We start from the raw sequence: 18,577 nt of genomic DNA, 5'->3' as shown, positions 1-18,577 counted from the left end.
TTAATAATATTTTATCGGATTCGTGACAGTCTGTCCTAAATGGAGTGCAATATTAGCAAAATTTTCTTTCAATATTGCATAAAATATCTCATTTGTAAAACGTTCACTCTCATAATGCCCTATGTCGGCTATAATCAGCCTTTCCTCAGCATCAAAAAATTCATGATATTTTATATCTGATGAGATATAGATGTCTGCTTTTTTATTTATTGCTTGCGAAATTAAGAATGCTCCTGATCCTCCACAAATTGCAACTCTTTTAATTTTACGGTTTATCTCTTTAGTATGTTTTATAACTGTCAAGCCCATCCTTTCTTTAAGGTAGTCGAAGAAATCTTTCGCTTTCATTTCCATTTCAATTTCTCCGATCATTCCGGAACCTAAATCATGATAGGTATTTTCTAACTGGTGCAAATAGTATGCTACCTCTTCATATGGATGTGCTTGATTCATCGCACTCAAAACCTTATTTTTTAAGTGCATTGGAAAAATCACTTCTATTTTATGCTCTTCAACAGTTTCTAACTTGCCTTGTTTTCCGATGCTTGGATTGGCTTTGTCAGTAGGTAAGAAGCTACCTATTCCCACGCTCTCGAAGGCGCAATCTTCATATGCTCCAATTTGGCCTGCTCCAGCGTCATGCAAAGCTGATTTCAATGCAGTTGCATTTTCTTTCGGAACAAATACGCTCAGCTTTGCTAGAGAGCCTTTTTTTGGACTTAGAATCTCAGTATTGTAGAGGTTTAGTTTTTCAGCTATTTTTGCGTTCACACCATTTTTGATGTTATCCAAATTGGTGTGCGAAGCATATACGGCAATATCATTTTTAATGGCCTCGATTACTGTTCTTTCTACATAATTGCATCCTGTAAGTTTTTTCAAGCCTTTGAAAATAATCGGATGATGTGCCACTATCAGTTCGCAATTTTTAGAAATCGCTTCTGCAATTACTTCCTCGGTTACATCTAATGTAATTAAGATATTGCTTACTTTTTTATTGGCATCGCCCACAATCAGACCTGCATTATCATACGATTCCTGATAAGCTAAAGGTGCAATGCTTTCTAAATGTTGGACGATATCCTTTATTTTGCTCATATTTGCTTTTGTTTCAGTTCGGTCAAAGTTAAAAAGTTTTATAGCCCTTGCAAGTGTTTAAAAAGAAGTATTGGCAATTATTAATGTCCCCCTTTAGTATTTTATACAAGTTTGTGATGCAATTCCGCAATCACTTATACGATATTGAATACAAGCCTGTTTTCAGATTTGATACAAAGATAATTTCCGTTGGAAATCTTTCTATGGGAGGAACCGGGAAGACGCCATTTGTTGAATATGTAATTAGATTCTTGATTGAAAGAGGCTATTCAAATAAGGTTGCAACTCTATCAAGAGGTTATGGGAGGAGATCCAAAGGTTTTAGGTTAGCAAATGATCATGATTTACCCCAAACCATAGGAGATGAACCATTTCAAATTTATCAGAAATTTAAAGATCATGTCACAGTTTCAGTTGGAGAGGATAGGGTATTGGCAATACCTAGTATAATTTATGAGCATCCTGAAAATGAAGTTATTGTTCTAGACGATGCCTATCAGCATAGAAGTGTAGAACCCAATTTTTCAGTTTTGTTGACTGATTATAATTCTATTTTTTACAAGGATTATGTATTGCCCTCTGGTACACTAAGAGAAAGCAGAATGGGGGCTGAAAGAGCAGATGTTGTGATGGTAACCAAGTGTCCTCCTGATTTGGGTCAAGATGAAATGCAGATCATAAGGGATAATATTTCCATCTATACAGATAAAAGTGTATTCTTCACTACTATAAAGTATAAAGAAGCTGTAGCCGCTATGAATCGAAGGCAAGCTAGAAAGAGAATTATTCTAGTAACAGGCATAGCATATGCACAGAAATTTAAAGAGTATTTAAGTCAAGAACGATTTGAAATTATGAAACATTTCGATTTTGCAGATCATCATGTTTTTAATTCTAAGGAAATAAATGCAATTGAAAGACTTGCAGAACAAGAAAATGCGGATATTATTACGACAGAAAAGGATTGGGTAAGATTAATGTCAATGCCTGAATTAGGTGAGTCATTCCAAAACAAGCTGTTTTATATTCCTATTATGGTACAGTTTTTGGAAGATGAAGAATCTTTTCACCGAATCTTAGAAGATTCTATTATTAGAGTCGAATAAATCAATGACTTTACTTAATTTCGCATCTGTTTTGAAGAAATTTATCATTATCATATCGGTTTTTGCTAGTGGAATAGGCTCAGTTTTCGCCCAAGTAACTGATGATTCTACTCAAAATGTTTACGGTGCTAAAACGACCTTATTTACAACAGAAGAAAACATCAAGAATAATGTAATTGAGTACCAAGTGCTGGATACTAGTTTAACCAATAATCATAACTGGAATCCAGTAAATATTAGTGATTATTATTATCAAAACCTTGGGACAATAGGTACTGCAATGCGACCTGTTTTTTATCAAGCTCCTGATGTAATTGGTAAAAGAAGTGGGTTTGGAGTTTATGATTATTATATCAAGACCCCTGAGAAGTTCAAATATTTTGATACAAAATCACCTTATACTAATTTGAGATCAGTATTTGGTGGTAATTATAGAGCATTTATAGGGATTGATTTTTCAAGAAATGTGAATGAAAATTGGAATGTGGGTTTCAGTTTTAGACGATGGACTGTAGATAAGCAAATAGGCCCTCTTCAGAGTCGCGGGGATTTGAACGTCCTTAGCCATTCTTATGATTTGCAAACTGATTACCGATCACCTGACAGAAAATATCATGTCATGTTCAATTTCGCTAGAACCTTCCATGCAGTGAACGAAACAGGAGGAATTAGAGATACTGCGGAAGTCATCATTTATGATGAACTATTTGATTATGACGATGAAGACATTAATTTAAGGAACGCCCAAGGCGGAGAGTTAAGGCAGCAATATCATTTGTATCAGCAATATAAATGGAAAAAGCTCTTGCAGCTCTACCATGTTTTTGATAGGTCCAATAGAATGAACTCATTTTTGAACACCGATCCATCAGCAGAAACAGATGAAGAGTTTTTTGATCAATTTTTAATAAGAACTGATTCCACTGTGGATTTAAGCAGATATGTATACTTTCAGAATGAGGTTGGATTTAAGGGGAGTATAGGAGATGTATTTTACAGGTTTTACGGTAAAAGTAAAGATATGCGATTTACTGGAAAATACCTTCCGACAGTTAATGCCTTGGTAGAAAATTATGCTGGAGGATATGCAAGATTTGCACCTAGAGAGAATTGGCAATTAAATGCAAATGCTGAATATGAACTAAGTGGGAATTACAGGATTGGAGCTAGTTTGAAAGTACCATTTCTTACGGTTACTGCTTCTAGTATGCAGTTTGCTTCGCCTTTCTTTTATGAGCAGCATTTGGGGAATCATGATTACTGGCGGAATAATTTTGGAAGCGAACAGGTGCAACAGCTTAGTGGTAAATTAGATTTTAAGTGGAGAGATTTTTTCAGGATTCAACCGAAGCTAGACCTTAAGGTGGTGAGTAATCATATGTATTTTGACACTTTGGCGATGCCGCAGCAATCTAATGCAACTGCTACATTGATTCACCCTGGCATTGAAGCAAAAGCAAAATACAGATCTATGAACTTGGATGCCAACTATGTTTACACTCTGAAAGAAGGAGCAGATGCAGATCTTTTTAGGATTCCGGAGCATTTTTTGACGATGGACTTATACTATCATAAAGTATTTGAAGGAAAGTTAGAAGCTAGAATTGGTATTGAGGCACACTATAAGTCAACTTATTTTGCAGATGATTATGATCCAGTGGTTCAACAATTTCACTTACAAAATTACTTTGAAGTTCCTGGATATATGTTTTTGGATTTTTACGCTAGTGCAAAAATAAATACAGCCCAGTTATTTGTTAAGTTTAGGCATTTCAATCAAGATGTCACTGCTGGTGGATATTTCACGACTCCATACTATACAGGGCAGGAGAGAATTCTGGATTTTGGACTAAGTTGGTCGTTTTTTGATTAAAATAAATTTTCATAATCGATAAATGGAAAAGGAAAAATTCACTTTAGGTTTAGAACTACCTACCGATCCTCGATGGGTTAATATAGCTGAAAAGAATATTGAGGATATCTTAGTTGATCACGCCTATTGTGAGCAAAAGGCAGCGAGTTCATGCATGAGCTTAATTATCAATTTTCCTGAGATGGATGAAATGGTGAAGGTTATGACGCCAGTAGTTGCAGAAGAATGGTCACATTTCGAAAGAGTTTTAGAGCAATTGGAGAAGAGAGGCTACAAGCTGGGCTTTCAGCGTAAAGATGAGTATGTTTCTCAACTGATGAAGCTGGAGATTAAAGGAGGGAGTAGAAAATTCCAGTTGATGGAAAAGCTCTTGATCAATGCCTTAATTGAAGCCAGAAGTTGTGAAAGATTCAGGCAGTTGCATCTTCATATACAGGATGTGGAACTGAAGAAATTCTATTATGAGTTAATGGTTTCTGAGGCAGGGCATTATAAAAATTTCTTAAAGTTAGCAGAGACCTATCAACCGAAAGAAGAAGTTAAAAAACGATGGGCTGCACTTTTAGCTGCGGAAGCTGAAATCATGAAGAATCTAGAGCTAAGAGAAGATAGGTTGCATTAGATTATTTATATTTATTAAGACTAATGGCTTTTTGACGGGTTGATTTAAATCGCTTTACTTCATCTTTTCTTAAGGCCTCATGTTTAGTTCTTCTGCCTTGTACCCTTTTTCTCCACATTCTGAAGCTTGAAGCCTTCATTTCTTTCCTCATAATTTTGATCGTTTGCTTTTCAGAAATGCCAAACTGATTAAAAATTGCATCAAATGTAGTACGATCTTCCCAACCCATTTCAATTATTCTATCTATCTCTTCTGGTTTTAAATCTTTAATTTTTTTCATAGAAAAAGAACAGATCGACAGCATCATTGTTTTTCCTAGATGAAGGAAATTTTTAAGTTTTATTGCCGAAAAAGATAAAGTGAGCCTTAATAAAAGAACATATAACTAATCAAAATTGCCGCTATAATTCCTACAGCATCAGCTATTAAACCACACGTCAATGCATATCGAGAATTACGGATATTGACCGAACCGAAGTAAACCGCTAACACGTAAAATGTAGTTTCTGTTGAGCCTTGCATTACACTCACTAGTCTACCGACAAAAGAATCAGCTCCATGAGTCTCCATTGCATCTACCATCATGCCACGCGCACCGCTTCCACTTAAAGGCTTCATAAGTGCAGTAGGAATACTTGGTACAAAATCTGTATTTAGTCCCACGAAAGCTACCATTGCCTCTAATCCGTCTTTTAAAACAGACATTGCTCCTGAAGCTCTGAAAACTCCTACAGCAACTAAAATTGCGATCAAATAAGGAATGATCATAATAGCATAATTGAAACCTTCCTTAGCTCCTTCCACAAAGGAATCATAAACATTTACCTTCTTACGAACTGCCAAAACGATAAAAGCAATGATAATTGAGAATAAAATAAAATTAGCAATGTTTGATGATATTGGTCCTAATTCAGATTGGCTTAAACTACTGAAAAACCATATAATTCCTGCTATGATCAAGCTTAGTATCCCCAATGAAAGTAATATGTTTTTATGAAATAGGTTGATTTTTTGAATAAGCGATACCGCTATTAATCCGCTTAAAGTTGAAAAAAATGTGGTTAATAAAATAGGGATAAACACATCTGAAGGATCGGCTGCTCCTAATTGCGATCGATAAACCATAATGCTTATCGGAATAATGGTTAAACCAGAAGTATTTAGAACTAGAAACATGATTTGCGCATTACTGGCTGTATCTTTTTTAGGATTTAATTCTTGCAGACTATGCATTGCTTTTAAGCCTAATGGCGTAGCGGCATTATCTAGCCCCAACATATTAGCAGAAATATTCATCAACATGGCGCCCATTGCTGGGTGATTTTTAGGAACTTCAGGAAAAAGTCTTGAGAAAAGAGGAGAGGTGATTTTAGCTAGAATGCCTACCATTCCTCCTTTTTCACCTATTTTCATAATACCTAGCCATAAAGACATCACTCCAGTAAGCCACAATGATATTTCAAAACCGAGCTTGGCATTATCAAAGGTAGCTTGGGTTAGTGCTGGAAATATTTCCATGTCGCCCATGAAAATCCATTGTACAAGAGCAAAGACAAATGCAATCAGAAAAAATGCAATCCAAATATAGTTCAGAACCATGTGCGCAATTAATCACTAAAATGATGATTTTACAATAATGAGGTGGAAATATGTAGAAAGAAATTGAGTTATGATGAAACCATGGATAACAAATTAGAGGAAACAACTTTTATAATATTTATTTTAACATTAACATTATAAGAAAATAGCGTTGAATAATTCATTTATGAAAAAAGGTGTTCCTTTGCTTCTCATTGTACTTAAAGTATCGCTTTTTACAATAACTGCTCAAGACTTAAAAAGAGAAATAAAATCTGGGGTATCGGCTTACAACTTCACAACTTTATCCTCATACTCTTACATTGGGATCGAGTATAATCAAAAGGTTTTTAAGAATATTTTGGAGGTGGGTATCCATTTTGGATATGATAAAATTCTGATTCCTGTCGCTTACAATGATTCTACAAACGAATACAAAGACGTTCAAAGACCTATCTTTACCATAGGTTTTAATTCAAATATATTTTTAACAAAATTGATTCCGGAGGTAAGACATCAAGATAAATTCGAAGTTTATATCGCTCTAAAATTTCGTAAAGGATTTGTTTACGATTATCCCGATGCGTATTTGTTTCCAAAAAGTAAACGTAAGGATATCCAGTTAGGAATAGGAGCAAGGTACAGTATCTACAGAAGTTTCGGACTGTTTCTGGAATATGATTTTTTCCAAGAGACATCATATAGAAAGGCATTTGCAGGAATAAACTTCAGGTTTTAAAAATTTAAACCAACTGTTCTTCTGGACTTAAGTTGATTTTGTGTTCATTAGAGAGCATAGATCTTTAGGTAATTAAAGGGGTTTCTACCATCAAAACTTAAGCGTCCTCCAAAAGCTTTTAATTAGAAAGTCATGACATCAGCTGATGGATAAAAACCAAGCCCAACTTGTAATAAATTCATAGTTTTCAGATATTCATTTTTCAACCAACTATTGACCTAATGAAAGAAGATTTTTTACACTATGTCTGGCGTTATCAAAAATTTGATAAATCTGATTTGGTAAGTACTGATGGAAGTAAAGTAAAAACCATCAATGCAGGCTTTGGACACACTCATGCAGGTCCCGACTTTCAACAAGCAAAAGTTTTTATAGATGATATTGAATGGAATGGAGCCGTAGAGATTCATATCAAATCCTCCGACTGGAATAGGCATAAGCACCAACTTGATCCTAGCTACGAAAATGTGATTTTACACGTGGTTTGGCAAAATGATAAACCAATTCAACATCCTGACGGCAGCAATATTCCCACTATTGAATTGAAAAATCGTGTAGATTATAGCTTGATCGAAAAATATCAACAACTTAAAAGCTCAAAAGATGAAATTCCATGTACAAAACATTGGATTCAAACCAGTGACTTGTTCAAAATAGAAATGTTTGAAAAAGTATTGGTAGAACGACTTCATCAGAAATCAAATAAGGTTAAAAAGCATTTTGAAGAAGTTTGTCAAGATTGGGATCAAGCATCTTATTTTATGTTATTGTCTGCGATGGGATTCAAGGTTAATCAACATCCCTTTGAACGTTTAGCTGAAGTTTTACCTTTTAGTTTATTGAAGAAATATAGTTCTTCGATTTTTCAGCTAGAGGCTTTACTTTTCGGAGCAGCTGGGTTTCTATCGCAGGATTTTGAAGATGATTATCCGAATGAATTGAGACAGGAATGGCAGTTTTTGAAGCATAAACACAAATCTGTTTTCAGCGGTGAAATGAATGCCCATGAATGGCGGTTTCTCAGGTTGCGACCTGCCAATTTTCCCACGATAAGAATCGCAGAATTAGCTCAAATTTTACATATTTCCCCGTCCCTCTTTGATGCTTTTGTAATTAACATGGATTTGAAAGTGATTCAAAAAAAATTGAGAGCTACTTTATCTGACTATTGGTTAAACCATTACCAATTTGACAGACAAAGTAAATTTCGTCTCAAGCAATTAGGTCAAACTTCTTTAAAAACCTTGATTATAAATTGCATTCCGCCACTTTTAGCACTTTATGCTAAGAGCATAGGGGAAGATAAATATATGGATAAAGCCATTACTTTATTAAATGATATTAAAGCAGAAAAGAACTATATTACCAAAAAATTCACTGTCTTAGGAAAGGAAACTAAATCTGCATTTGATTCGCAAGCGATGATTCAGCTTCATAACGAATATTGTCAACCGAAGAAATGCTTGGATTGCAGCATCGGCTTATCCATATTTAAAAGATGATGTCATTTTTCATACTTGCACTGCTTACTATAGTAGGTTTCTTCTTGATTATGAGGGCACAAACAAGAAGAGATGATCGAATTGTCTTTGCTATTTTTAGTGTGCTGAAAATAAGTTGCGGATTATTAATGGGCTTTTTATACTGGACCTACTATGAGGGTGTTGGAGACACAATTTATTTCCACGAACAAGCTCAAGTGCTCTTCAACTTTTTTCAAACCGATAGGATCTCCTTTTCTGAATGGGTTGGAATTGCTCCTCTAAGCTTAACTCATGCTGATTTTTCAGCTCAGGCAGAACCAAGAACGTTCTTTTTTGTGCGATTTTTGAGTATGTTAACAGCCTTCACGCAAGGCAATTATTTGATAATGAGTGCCTATGTGAGCTTTTTCTCTGCTTTAGCTACTTGGGGTTTTGCTCGTGAACTAGTTAGAAGTACTAGCGACAATAAATTAGTGATCTACGTAGCTATACTTTTCGTTCCCTCTATTACATTTTGGAGTTCTGGCTTATTAAAGGAGAGCTTGATGACTACTGCTATTTATGTGCTAGGTATAGTAATAATAAGATGGTTAAAGAAGCGACAGAAGTGGTGGTATTTCATACCTACTATCCTCAGTATATATGTACTTTGGAAGGTGAAGTATTATGTCCCTATCACTTTGATGCCTGTCCTAATTTTGACCCTCGTATTCTATCGAGCTAGGTTTTTAAGGCGATTTTCGTTTTCAAAAAAGCTCATACTTTATTTTGCGCTTTTAATAATAGGGGGATTCGGGATTGCCTTTATCCATCCTGTATTTAACAGTGGTCGTTTTTTTGAATTAGTCCGTATCAGCCATGATGCTATAGTTGTTAATTCTACGGATGCTATAATTCATTTTCAAAATGCAGAAAATGATGTATGGTTTTTTATTAAAAATCTTCCTATTTCTTGGTTTACTGGAATTTTCAGACCTTTTATCTGGGAATCATTTAGTGTTTTCTCTTTACTGTGGGCTATAGAAAAAACATTTTTCAGTCTTGCAGTGATTTCGGCAATTATTATTTCAAGAAAGCTAATATTCAATAAGGCTGAGTTGTGGTGGGGAATAGCTATTTTGATTTACGGATCAGTGCTGTCGGCTGTTATTACAATTGCTACTCCGAACTTTGGAAGTTTGATTCGATATGAAGTGGCTTATATGCCGTTTTTATGGCTCTTGGTTTTAACTGTTTTGAATAAATATAGAAATAAAAACACTGTTTGAGTTCCTATCTGCAGTGGAGACATGAAATGAAGAAAATGTTCCAATTAGTTATTTTTTGCGTCTTGCGGTAGCTAATATGTTCAGTATCTTTGTTTAAGCTTAGTTTAGATGAATTGAAATCGAAGTAGCTTTCTATGAATATTGAAGATTTTAGAAATTTCTGTATCCAAAAATATGGAGTGACTGAAGAGTTACCATTTGATGAAAATACCTTAGCATTCAAGGTCATGGGTAAAATATTTGCTTTGATCGATGTTGAGTTATTTCAAAGTGTTAATCTGAAATGTGATCCGAATGAGGCGGTCAAGCTTAGAGAAAGATTTGAAGCAGTTAAACCCGGCTATCATATGAATAAGAAGCATTGGAATACTATCAACTTTGATGGTAGTTTAGCGGATAGAGAAATATTCCACTGGGTGAACCACAGTTACGATTTGGTAGTTTCGAAATTACCAAAAAGACTTAGAGAGGAAGTAAATCAAAACAAATAGAACTCTACTCTTCTGTTAAGTTCTCTTCCTTCAAATTCATCATCATTCGTGGCAATAGGTCTTTCTTTTCCTTCGCAGCTAATCTCTATTCTATATTGATTGACACCTCTTGCAATAAGAGCTTCTTTGATATTATCAGCTCTATTGCAAGACAAGTCAATATTTATATCCTCTCCCCCAATAGCATCAGTATGACCTTCAAGTAAAATTTTTACTTGCGGGTTTTTTTCTAATTCTTCACTAATCATATCTAAAAGAACACTAAATTTTCCTTGCAGTTTGTCGGAATTGAATCTAAAATAAATATTACGGTTTATTTTCTTTCCTTTAGTTCCAGCCTCTATTAATTCAATTTCTTCTTCCTCACCTAGGCCCAGTTTTGCACCAAGTTGTGATAGAAATCCTTGATTATTTCTTTCTTGTTCTTTAGCATAATCCATCTCTTGATCAATAGTTACAGGGTCAGGTTTAGGATCGTAAGCAACAGCTTCATTCTCATTAATGAAAGCGGTTTCTTGAAGGGAGTCTGTCACTATTTTTTCATTAGTATCAACTTCATTAGCTGTTGTGTTTTCTGCTATAACTTTCTCAGGTTGAGGTTCTCGAATTACTTCCTGTTCGATTTTCACTTTTTGCTTAGTCCGGTCTCTAGCGGCTATTATCTGATCCTTTATTTCTGTTGAAAGCGTTGCTCGCCAGATATTGCGATTTCCAGCGCCAGGTGGGTAAGAATCATAATACAAATAATCAAAACTAGGATCAATAGAAACGAATGTTTCTTCAAATTTTGTGTTAATTACATTACCTAAGTTTTGAGGTTCCGTCCATTTATCCCATCCATCTCCTGTTCGGTGTGACATATATAGATCAGCGGCACCTCGACCTCCATGTCCGTAACTGGCAAAAAAAAGAGTGTTACCATCATTTGTAAGAAAGGGTGCAAAGTCTGCTTTATCTGAGTTAATGACTTTCCCTATATTCATAGGGGTGCTGAATCTTTTGGAAGATTCTTGATAAACACTATAATATAAATCCTGATCACCTTCAGAATCTTTCCGTTCGACAGCCATTAAAATAACTTGATGCTTAAAGTTATAGTCATAATCTACGTAGGGATTGTTATTATAGAATCCATCAATAGGGAAATTTTTGGGATTAGTACTTCCTTTTGTAAAAAGCGCTAATTCCGAATTTACACCTCGATATTTGGTATTTACAAAGATGAGCGAGTCGTCATTTTTGCTTGCTCTCACCAGATCATTAGGTCTTTTGTCATTGTAATCTGTACCAAGATTTTTAGGTTTGCTCCAAATGCCTCTAGAATCCAATTGGCTTACCCATACATCTTGAAAATCCTTATTACCTTTTATATTTTCTGGGTGGAATCTTCTGTTTAGATATAGTTTTTTGCCATCATCTGAAATAATAGGCCTTACGTCCTGAGAGGTGCTATTGATAGCTCCAGGGACACCTTCAGTTGTTACTTTTTCTTGAGCTGTAGCTAAAAAAGGTAGAAAGAGAATGATAACTGATATAAACGTTCTCAAAGAAAAATGTATTTTGAAGGTTTGAATGAAAAACAACTATTCAATGTTTTAAATATTAAAAAAAAGGAAAAATTATGAGATGATAGAGCTTTTTTCGACTAAGCGCCTATAATTGTATATGAATTTCTCTGATTTTTGGTAATTTTACTTGTTGGAACCCGTTTCCTTCTTTTGCATATTTTTTAGTTGGTAAAGATTTGCTATTAAGTTGGTCTATGTACGTATTCATCTCTACAACTATATGAAAAGATTATTTTTATTTCAACTAATATATTTTAAATTGCATTTTATTTATAATGACGATTATGAAAATCCTAAAATCTCTAGTAATTTTGATTTTGTTTTGGAATGGATCCAATAATATTATGGCACAAGATTCAAAATCATATTTAGCATTAGGAGATTCTTATACAATTGGCGAGGCGGTGGAAAGTGAAAATACTTGGTCGAAGGTGCTCGTAGAAAAGCTACATAGCAGAGGAATTGACTTAGAACTTAATAAGATTATTGCTACCACAGGATGGACAACAGATGAGTTATTAGAGGCAATTGAAAATGACGCCTTGATTCAAGATGTTAATTTTGATCTCGTTAGCTTGTTGATCGGAGTTAATAATCAATATAGAGGATATGGAATCAAGCAATACCAAGAAGAATTTGAGTTGCTTTTAAAGAAGGCTATCAATTTAGCAGGCAAAAAGACAGATAGAGTGTTTGTTGTAAGTATTCCTGATTATGGTGTTACGCCTTTCGCAATAGAAAATAATAAGAATGCTGCACTGATAGCTAAAGAATTAAACGAATATAATCGAATTGCTAGGAACCTCTGTCATGAATATGGCATTGCATTTTTCGATATTACTCCAATTTCTTTAAAAGCCTTTTGGGATACAGGATATGTAGCCAGCGATAAATTACATCCTTCAGCGAAAATGTATGCGGAATGGGCAGAATACATTGAACCTGGAGTTTTTCAATTACTGAAAGATTAATGAAAAAGCACATCCATTTATATCTACTTGTTTTCTTTGTTTTTACAGGCTGTAAAGACAAAATGGTATGTGCTGCTTTCCAAAGTAGTTATATATTAGATGAGGAGGAACAAAGGAAACGATTTTCCTTATTCCAAGGGGATTCGTTGGTTTTAACTGCCTCAACCGCAACAAGTAACTATAAAACCAATATCTATGGTATTTCCGAGAAGAAGTACGGTTATTGGAAAGAACAAGGATTGCTCAAAGTGAAACAGGAAGATGTATACAGTGAAGAGGTTGATTCATTACTAGATGTTCGAAAAAATGGCGTACCAGAAATGGCTGAGGGAGGAGAGATAAAGGAAAAATCACCATTTACCCCACAACTTGATTCAGCACAGATTGCACAAGGACAAGATGCCTGGGATAATACAAAGAGATTTAAATATAATGTAGATTTTGTAAACTATATGTTGCTAGTCGGGAATGACATTTTAAGAGCACAAGCAGCGCAAAGAGATTCAGCTAAAGCAAAAGCCGAAAGTAATGAAGTTGAAAATGTTTCTGATTCGACTTCAAATGAGAAAAAAGGCTTTTTTAAGCGAATTTTCAGAGGGAAAGATAAATCTGATAATGACGAGGGTGAAAAATCAAAAGAATCCGAAGCTGAAGAGGCCCTGAGCGAGGATTAAAAAAAAAAGCTGATTCGTTCTGAAGCAGCTTAAAATCTTAATAGCAAAAATTGTTTGGTTTTTATCTATCTGCATCCAATTTTAAGAGAGAAGATGTCTTTAGAGCTTTCAAAATCAAATACAAAACAATAGAAATTGCAGCAGCAATTAAGAGATAGATATTAAAATTTTGAGTACCCTTCAATAGCTCTGCTGTTACATCGAATGCACTAAAGATGATAAAAATGGCAGCAAACCCATTTTTCTCTTTTTTCAATACTTTCTTCCAGCTAAATGTTAAATTAGGTTTCACAAAACTTTTAAATGTAGGAATGAAGGCAGGTGTTTTTTCAGCCCAAGTCGTATAAGTCTCTTTGAACTTTCTTCTTAAGAATTGTTCTTCGGCAAACATGATTCGCTCATAGTACACCCAATAGAATAAAATAAAAGCAACAACGAACCAAATATTTTCAGTTAATAGAGCTGGTCCTAACCACATGAAAAAGTTACCAAAATAGAGAGGGTGCCTAACAGTTGAGTAGATTCCGGTGGTGTTGAGCGTATCTGCTATTTGTTTGCCGGTATTTCTGCCTGAGGTGTTTTTTGGAGTGTGACCCACTGTATATGCTCTGATATACTGGCCAAACAGACTTACTGCAATACAAAAAATCAGAAAATAACTTTTTATTGTAGCATCTTGAATAATAAATAGTTCGGGATTTAAAGCTGTGTAAACATAAATGCCCATTCCAATAAATAAAATTACTACCGGTAAAGTCCCTCTATATTTAAAAAGCCAAACACCTTGTTGTTCAAATTCTTCCTGTAATGCCATTAATTGTGAAGTTCATTTTAAAAAGTTGCAAATTAACCATTATATCAGCAATAAATTAAGTGAATTCATATAAAATATCAGGCTCCAATGAAAAATCATATTTTTAAGGAATTGAAAGAAGTTAAAATCCGAATTTTGATGTAATTTGTGATTTAAACTTTAAAGCATTTTCAAGATGAAATATTTCGTTTCCATTTTATGTGTCATTGTACTTTTTAATACTCCTGCTTTTGCCCAAGAGCCTCAATTTCCGATTGTTAAAGGATTTGGGGGTATTTATCAAATTGATGATGTGGTAGAACAGCTTGTGGCTGGTAAGAAAGTAAAAATCGTGGTAGAGCTTGTCTCGGGAAATGAGACTCCAGAGCAGTATTCTTTTTGGGTAAATAACATTGCAAGACTTATGAATTTGCACGGAATTGAGGGAGTTTCTTCAGCTAATCTAGATGTAAAAGTGATTGTTCATGGTCCTGCTGTTTTCGATTTGCTATCGCACGGTAATTATTTTGAAAAATACAAAATCCCTAAAAATCCAAATATAGTAGTTTGGGAAGCTTTAGCTGAGGCAGGAGCAGATGTTATTGTTTGTGGTCAATCGTTGGTAGCTAGGGAATTGGGAAGAAATGAAATCTGGAAAAATACACTTGTTGCCACTTCAGCTTTAACTACTATTACAAAAAATGTAGCAGATGGGTATGTTCTGCTCAAGTTTTGAAGGGCTTAAGAGCTTATGTGTTGATGCGAGTAGGTGATCATCACTTTTTGGAATTGTAAATAATTTGATCCCGGTTGGGCTTAGCTATCCTTTATTTAGTTAAATAAACATAATTTTGTTACGAATCGGATTAAATTTAACGCAATTTTTAAAAGATTCGCCTTCTTTTTTAGCGCATGCTATATGTTACAAATTTAACCAATAAGTTAGTTTTAATACCAGAGCCCTATTTTTGGTATTATCACCTGGAATGAAATCAACCGGTCCGTTTGGAGCGAAATTTTCTGTATAGACTAGAAATATATCAGATGCAGGTGCAAAACGCCACTGGAAACGTAAATTGTAATTGACATTATCAAAACGATTATTGTATTGCGCAAAACCAGTAAAGAATATAGCGTCTGTCATGGTAAGATCTAATCTAGGACCTAAGAGATAGAAATCAGCACTTCCAAATCCTTCAGCTAACTGAATGGAGTTGTAATCATAACGAATAGCAAAAGATCCGTAAGGTTGAAAGCGATAGCCAATATTACCATTTACATTAAAGCGATTCCCATTATAAAATCCACCATAGCTTGTGCTGATATCATAGTTCAGAACTGATCGTCTGTCAGAGGTGTAATTAGCTTGAACTACGTTCCATTCATAGTCAGTGCCCTGTTCCAATAAGCTTTCACTAAAAGGCGCTATTGGACTAAAATCAAAAAACATATATTCATAATTTCTAGTCAAGTTAATAGAAGCTGAGGAAGTATTGGTGAAATTGAAATTGTGAGATAGGTTAAATGATCGGTCAGTGATTCTGCTAAAATCAGCATTTGATGTGTAAGAAATATCAAAACTTAAACTGTGGTTGATGATTTTGTCATTTTCCGGGTAGAATATATAGGAAGGACTTAGGGATCCTTGGTTATAACCCACTCTAGGTACAAATCCCATTTCTGCATTAAAACCATCTCCAATAGCAGTGTGTACCCATCGAACGGAATAATTTCTTCTTTGATAGCGAAGGAAAGCCCCATGATTATAGGTTCCATTTTGATTCCAATTATCAAAAGACCGCTGATAATAGAAATCACCGGCCCATCGAGTATCTTCAGTAAAAAGGTTGAATTCAGCTCCTAAGACTCTATTATAGAGTTTATAGCTAGTTACAGTGTCATTTCCTTGAATTTCCCTTCGTGCTACTTGTGGGTTATATTCGCTAATGTCTCGTCCCTTTTCAATACCTAAATTTTCTTTATTAGCAAATACAAAAGCAACATTGGATCTTTTAAGGATGTTTTGTTGAAGTGCTATTACACTATAATTTTGATACGGCAATTGCAAATCATCTCTTTTGTCTGTCAACATGTTCAGGACTCCAATTCTCAATTTTTCATTGATTTTACCACTCATCCTTGCACCTCCTAGAATTGGCACTTGTTCTGAGCGACCCAATGTATCAGTTGTTATGCCAATTCTTCTAGAAAAGAAAGCTCTCGATTGAGGAAATCCAAATTTACTGAAAAGGTCAGCATTCTCGAGAAAGAATTGTCTTCGCTCTGGAAATTGGACTTCAAATCTACTAAGGTTAATAACTTGACGGTCTACTTCGACTTGTGAAAAATCAGGATTCACCGTCAAATCCAAATTTAAGGAGGGAGAGAGGCCTATTTTTGCATCAAATCCTGCATTGGCCCCGAAACCGTTGTCTAATTCTGGATCTTCAAAATTTCTGTCGTAATTTCCCAGAGTGTAAGGAATGAATGAAATATTGGTTCCTGCAGGTGGCGGGTTCTCAGGCCACTTTACTTGACCTGAAAAAGTTAATGCATTGGCATTGTACTGTTGTGGTACTGCTATCCAACTGCTTTGTTCATTTCTTTTCAAATGGTTGCGTGTAAATTGTATATTCCAGATCATGTTTTCTTCGCTGTAGCGAATCGACTTAAATGGGATTGCGATTTCGGCAACCCATCGATCATCATATGTTTTTACATTGGAAAACCATTTATTATCCCAATCAGAGTTCGTGTTAGCACCTTCATCTATAGTTGCTTCACGCTGCACGCCAAATGGCGTTATTCCAAAAGAAAATCCATTTGTGAAATCACTATAGGGATCAATAAAGATTGAGAAATTCTCATTGATAGAGCCTTCCCAATCTCTTCTTAAAGATTGTACTACATAACCCTCTTTTCCATCAAAGCAAGTAACAGCAAAATAGAAATTTTCTTCATCATAGGTCATTCGTACTTCAGACTGAAGCGATGCCGGACGGTCATCATTAGGAATAGTCATATAGAAATCAGTAGCAACCTCCGAATTGTCCCAGATGGTTTCATTTAATTCACCGTCTAGAATAATATTTTCTTTTGTTTTTTGCAGTGAATATTGGGTTTGTTGCGGCTTATTTTGACAATAGGCAACGGAATAAATTCCTAAAAGAATGAATATTAATGCTGTACTTGGAATGGGTTTCTTCATCGAATGCAATACTACTAAAAGTAGCGATTGATTCTAAGACAAATTTTATAAGTGGCCTTATTTATTCTTACCACTTGCCTTTTGTACTATACTTCTTATTACATTATCAATTTCATGAGCAGAACTCAAGGCGTTTTTTAGTAGATATTGACATTCTTTATCTAGATGCTCTAGATGTTTTTCCTCTAACCTGTTAATAATCCCCATCATTCGGGTAAGAGGTTCTCTCACTAAGTGTGATTGTTCCCATGCTATATCTTGAAGTTGTTGATTTTGAAATTCGATTTTCCGGATATAGGAATCAGTTTCACTTACATCAATTGCCATTAATAGAGTAGCATCCATTCCTTGGTATTCAATAGGATTGCCATAAAGTTTAACATGAATTTTAGCTCCGCTTTTCACTTGCTGTTCATGCAGGTCATCATTGATTCGAATCTCTCCGTCCTCTAAGTGGCGCTCTAAGTTCTCTTTTTTGTAAGTTGCATCTATATCATGAATTTTCATATTCAGAAATTCATCTTTGCTGAAACCATATTTTTTTATAGCTGCATTATTAATCTCTAGGAATTCGTGAGTTTTGTCATTAATGACCCATATGGGTTGAGGATTTAACTGAAAAAGTTCTTGATACCTTTTTACTGAGAGCTCTAATTGCCTGTCAATATGTTTTCTTTCAAAAGCGTAAATAATACTTTTTCTAAGCTTTTCACTAGTGATTTCATCCTTCAGAAGGTAATCCGTATAACCTAAAGTCAAAGCCTCAATTGCAATGTGAATATCATCTTGCCCTGTTAAAATGATAATGGGTGATCTTGGGGATAGCGAAATAATTTCATTTAATAAGGAATGGTAATCAATATCAGGTAACCTTAAATCTAGAAGTATGATTTTGTAAGGTTTTATTGCAGTCTGAAGTAAAGTTTTAGCCGCTTTGAAAGTATCCACTATATCAAGACTTAATTTTGAAAACTCATCTTGAAGATACTCTTTTACTAATGTTTGATCTCCAACATTATCTTCAATTAATAAAACTCTAAGTCCGTTGGTTTCAGCTAATGACATAAAAAAGTACTTTACTGTAGTTTAAAAATAAATATTTAA

Annotated in this window: 17 protein-coding genes; 10 read left to right on the top strand and 7 right to left on the bottom strand. The window is 34.7% G+C overall.

The genetic code is table 11. The features are described 5' to 3' along the window. Window positions 1-1,098 carry a Nif3-like dinuclear metal center hexameric protein gene (locus B9Y84_RS12865; protein WP_085517789.1) on the bottom strand — a complete coding sequence of 366 codons (1,098 nt, stop codon included), beginning with the start codon at window positions 1,096-1,098 and terminating at the stop codon, window positions 1-3. A gap of 83 nt (window positions 1,099-1,181) precedes the next feature. Between B9Y84_RS12865 and lpxK the strand changes: the two genes are divergently transcribed. Genes lpxK through miaE form a run of 3 tightly spaced genes read left to right on the top strand, consistent with a single transcriptional unit; the run spans window position 1,182 to window position 4,699 of the window. Then, on the top strand, window positions 1,182-2,204 hold the full coding sequence (lpxK, locus tag B9Y84_RS12860; RefSeq protein WP_085517788.1) for a tetraacyldisaccharide 4'-kinase: 1,023 nt from the start codon (window positions 1,182-1,184) through the stop codon (window positions 2,202-2,204). A 4-nt stretch (window positions 2,205-2,208) separates the two neighbouring features. Next, window positions 2,209-4,077, top strand: a complete 1,869-nt coding sequence (locus tag B9Y84_RS12855) for a putative porin (protein ID WP_085517787.1) — start codon at window positions 2,209-2,211, stop codon at window positions 4,075-4,077. 22 nt (window positions 4,078-4,099) lie between these two features. Beyond that, window positions 4,100-4,699 carry a MiaE family protein gene (gene miaE, locus B9Y84_RS12850; RefSeq protein WP_085517786.1) on the top strand — a complete coding sequence of 200 codons (600 nt, stop codon included), beginning with the start codon at window positions 4,100-4,102 and terminating at the stop codon, window positions 4,697-4,699. 1 nt (window position 4,700) lies between these two features. Here miaE and B9Y84_RS12845 read toward each other — a convergent pair whose 3' ends face one another. Then, window positions 4,701-4,979 carry a TIGR03643 family protein gene (locus tag B9Y84_RS12845; protein WP_085517785.1) on the bottom strand — a complete coding sequence of 93 codons (279 nt, stop codon included), beginning with the start codon at window positions 4,977-4,979 and terminating at the stop codon, window positions 4,701-4,703. Between the two features lie 86 nt (window positions 4,980-5,065). Beyond that, window positions 5,066-6,298 (bottom strand): nucleoside recognition domain-containing protein, encoded by a 1,233-nt coding sequence (locus tag B9Y84_RS12840; RefSeq protein WP_085517784.1) that lies wholly within the window; start codon window positions 6,296-6,298, stop codon window positions 5,066-5,068. A 166-nt stretch (window positions 6,299-6,464) separates the two neighbouring features. Between B9Y84_RS12840 and B9Y84_RS12835 the strand changes: the two genes are divergently transcribed. From B9Y84_RS12835 to B9Y84_RS12820, 4 genes are all read left to right on the top strand, one after another. Beyond that, window positions 6,465-7,016 carry a hypothetical protein gene (locus B9Y84_RS12835; RefSeq protein ID WP_085517783.1) on the top strand — a complete coding sequence of 184 codons (552 nt, stop codon included), beginning with the start codon at window positions 6,465-6,467 and terminating at the stop codon, window positions 7,014-7,016. 221 nt (window positions 7,017-7,237) lie between these two features. Continuing rightward, window positions 7,238-8,518, top strand: a complete 1,281-nt coding sequence (locus B9Y84_RS12830; protein WP_085517782.1) for a DUF2851 family protein — start codon at window positions 7,238-7,240, stop codon at window positions 8,516-8,518. Window positions 8,519-8,568: 50 nt separating this feature from the next. Beyond that, the gene (locus tag B9Y84_RS12825; protein WP_139828032.1) at window positions 8,569-9,768 is read left to right on the top strand and encodes a hypothetical protein; all 1,200 of its coding nucleotides are present in this window, start codon (window positions 8,569-8,571) and stop codon (window positions 9,766-9,768) included. Window positions 9,769-9,902: 134 nt separating this feature from the next. Beyond that, window positions 9,903-10,259: an MmcQ/YjbR family DNA-binding protein gene (locus B9Y84_RS12820; RefSeq protein ID WP_085517780.1), complete on the top strand. Its 357-nt coding sequence runs from the start codon at window positions 9,903-9,905 to the stop codon at window positions 10,257-10,259. Here B9Y84_RS12820 and B9Y84_RS12815 read toward each other — a convergent pair. Beyond that, on the bottom strand, window positions 10,247-11,806 hold the full coding sequence (locus tag B9Y84_RS12815) for an OmpA family protein (protein ID WP_139828031.1): 1,560 nt from the start codon (window positions 11,804-11,806) through the stop codon (window positions 10,247-10,249). The two genes, B9Y84_RS12820 and B9Y84_RS12815, sit on opposite strands and share 13 nt — an antisense overlap. A gap of 305 nt (window positions 11,807-12,111) precedes the next feature. On the opposite strand from B9Y84_RS12815, the gene B9Y84_RS12810 reads away from it, so the two are divergent. Together B9Y84_RS12810 and B9Y84_RS12805 are read left to right on the top strand one after the other, a co-directional pair. Next, a complete protein-coding gene (locus tag B9Y84_RS12810; RefSeq protein ID WP_085517778.1) occupies window positions 12,112-12,798 on the top strand; it encodes an SGNH/GDSL hydrolase family protein in 687 nt (228 codons plus the stop codon). Then, window positions 12,798-13,472 carry a hypothetical protein gene (locus B9Y84_RS12805; protein WP_085517777.1) on the top strand — a complete coding sequence of 225 codons (675 nt, stop codon included), beginning with the start codon at window positions 12,798-12,800 and terminating at the stop codon, window positions 13,470-13,472. The genes B9Y84_RS12810 and B9Y84_RS12805 overlap by 1 nt, the downstream gene beginning before the upstream one ends. Window positions 13,473-13,533: 61 nt before the next feature. On the opposite strand, the gene B9Y84_RS12800 is transcribed toward B9Y84_RS12805, so the two are convergent. Beyond that, window positions 13,534-14,286 (bottom strand): methyltransferase family protein, encoded by a 753-nt coding sequence (locus tag B9Y84_RS12800; RefSeq protein WP_085517776.1) that lies wholly within the window; start codon window positions 14,284-14,286, stop codon window positions 13,534-13,536. A 175-nt stretch (window positions 14,287-14,461) separates the two neighbouring features. Here B9Y84_RS12800 and B9Y84_RS12795 point away from each other — a divergent pair, with 175 nt between their 5' ends. Beyond that, on the top strand, window positions 14,462-15,001 hold the full coding sequence (locus B9Y84_RS12795) for a DsrE family protein (RefSeq protein ID WP_221406429.1): 540 nt from the start codon (window positions 14,462-14,464) through the stop codon (window positions 14,999-15,001). 186 nt (window positions 15,002-15,187) lie between these two features. On the opposite strand, the gene B9Y84_RS12790 is transcribed toward B9Y84_RS12795, so the two are convergent. Then, window positions 15,188-17,473, bottom strand: a complete 2,286-nt coding sequence (locus B9Y84_RS12790; protein ID WP_085517774.1) for a DUF5916 domain-containing protein — start codon at window positions 17,471-17,473, stop codon at window positions 15,188-15,190. 57 nt (window positions 17,474-17,530) lie between these two features. Next, window positions 17,531-18,538, bottom strand: a complete 1,008-nt coding sequence (locus B9Y84_RS12785; protein WP_085517773.1) for a response regulator — start codon at window positions 18,536-18,538, stop codon at window positions 17,531-17,533. Between the last annotated feature and the right edge of the window lie 39 nt (window positions 18,539-18,577).

This window comes from Marivirga sericea, from assembly GCF_900177665.1.
Classification (GTDB): Bacteria; Bacteroidota; Bacteroidia; order Cytophagales; family Cyclobacteriaceae; genus Marivirga; species Marivirga sericea.
This window is presented reverse-complemented; position numbering and strand designations above follow the sequence as displayed.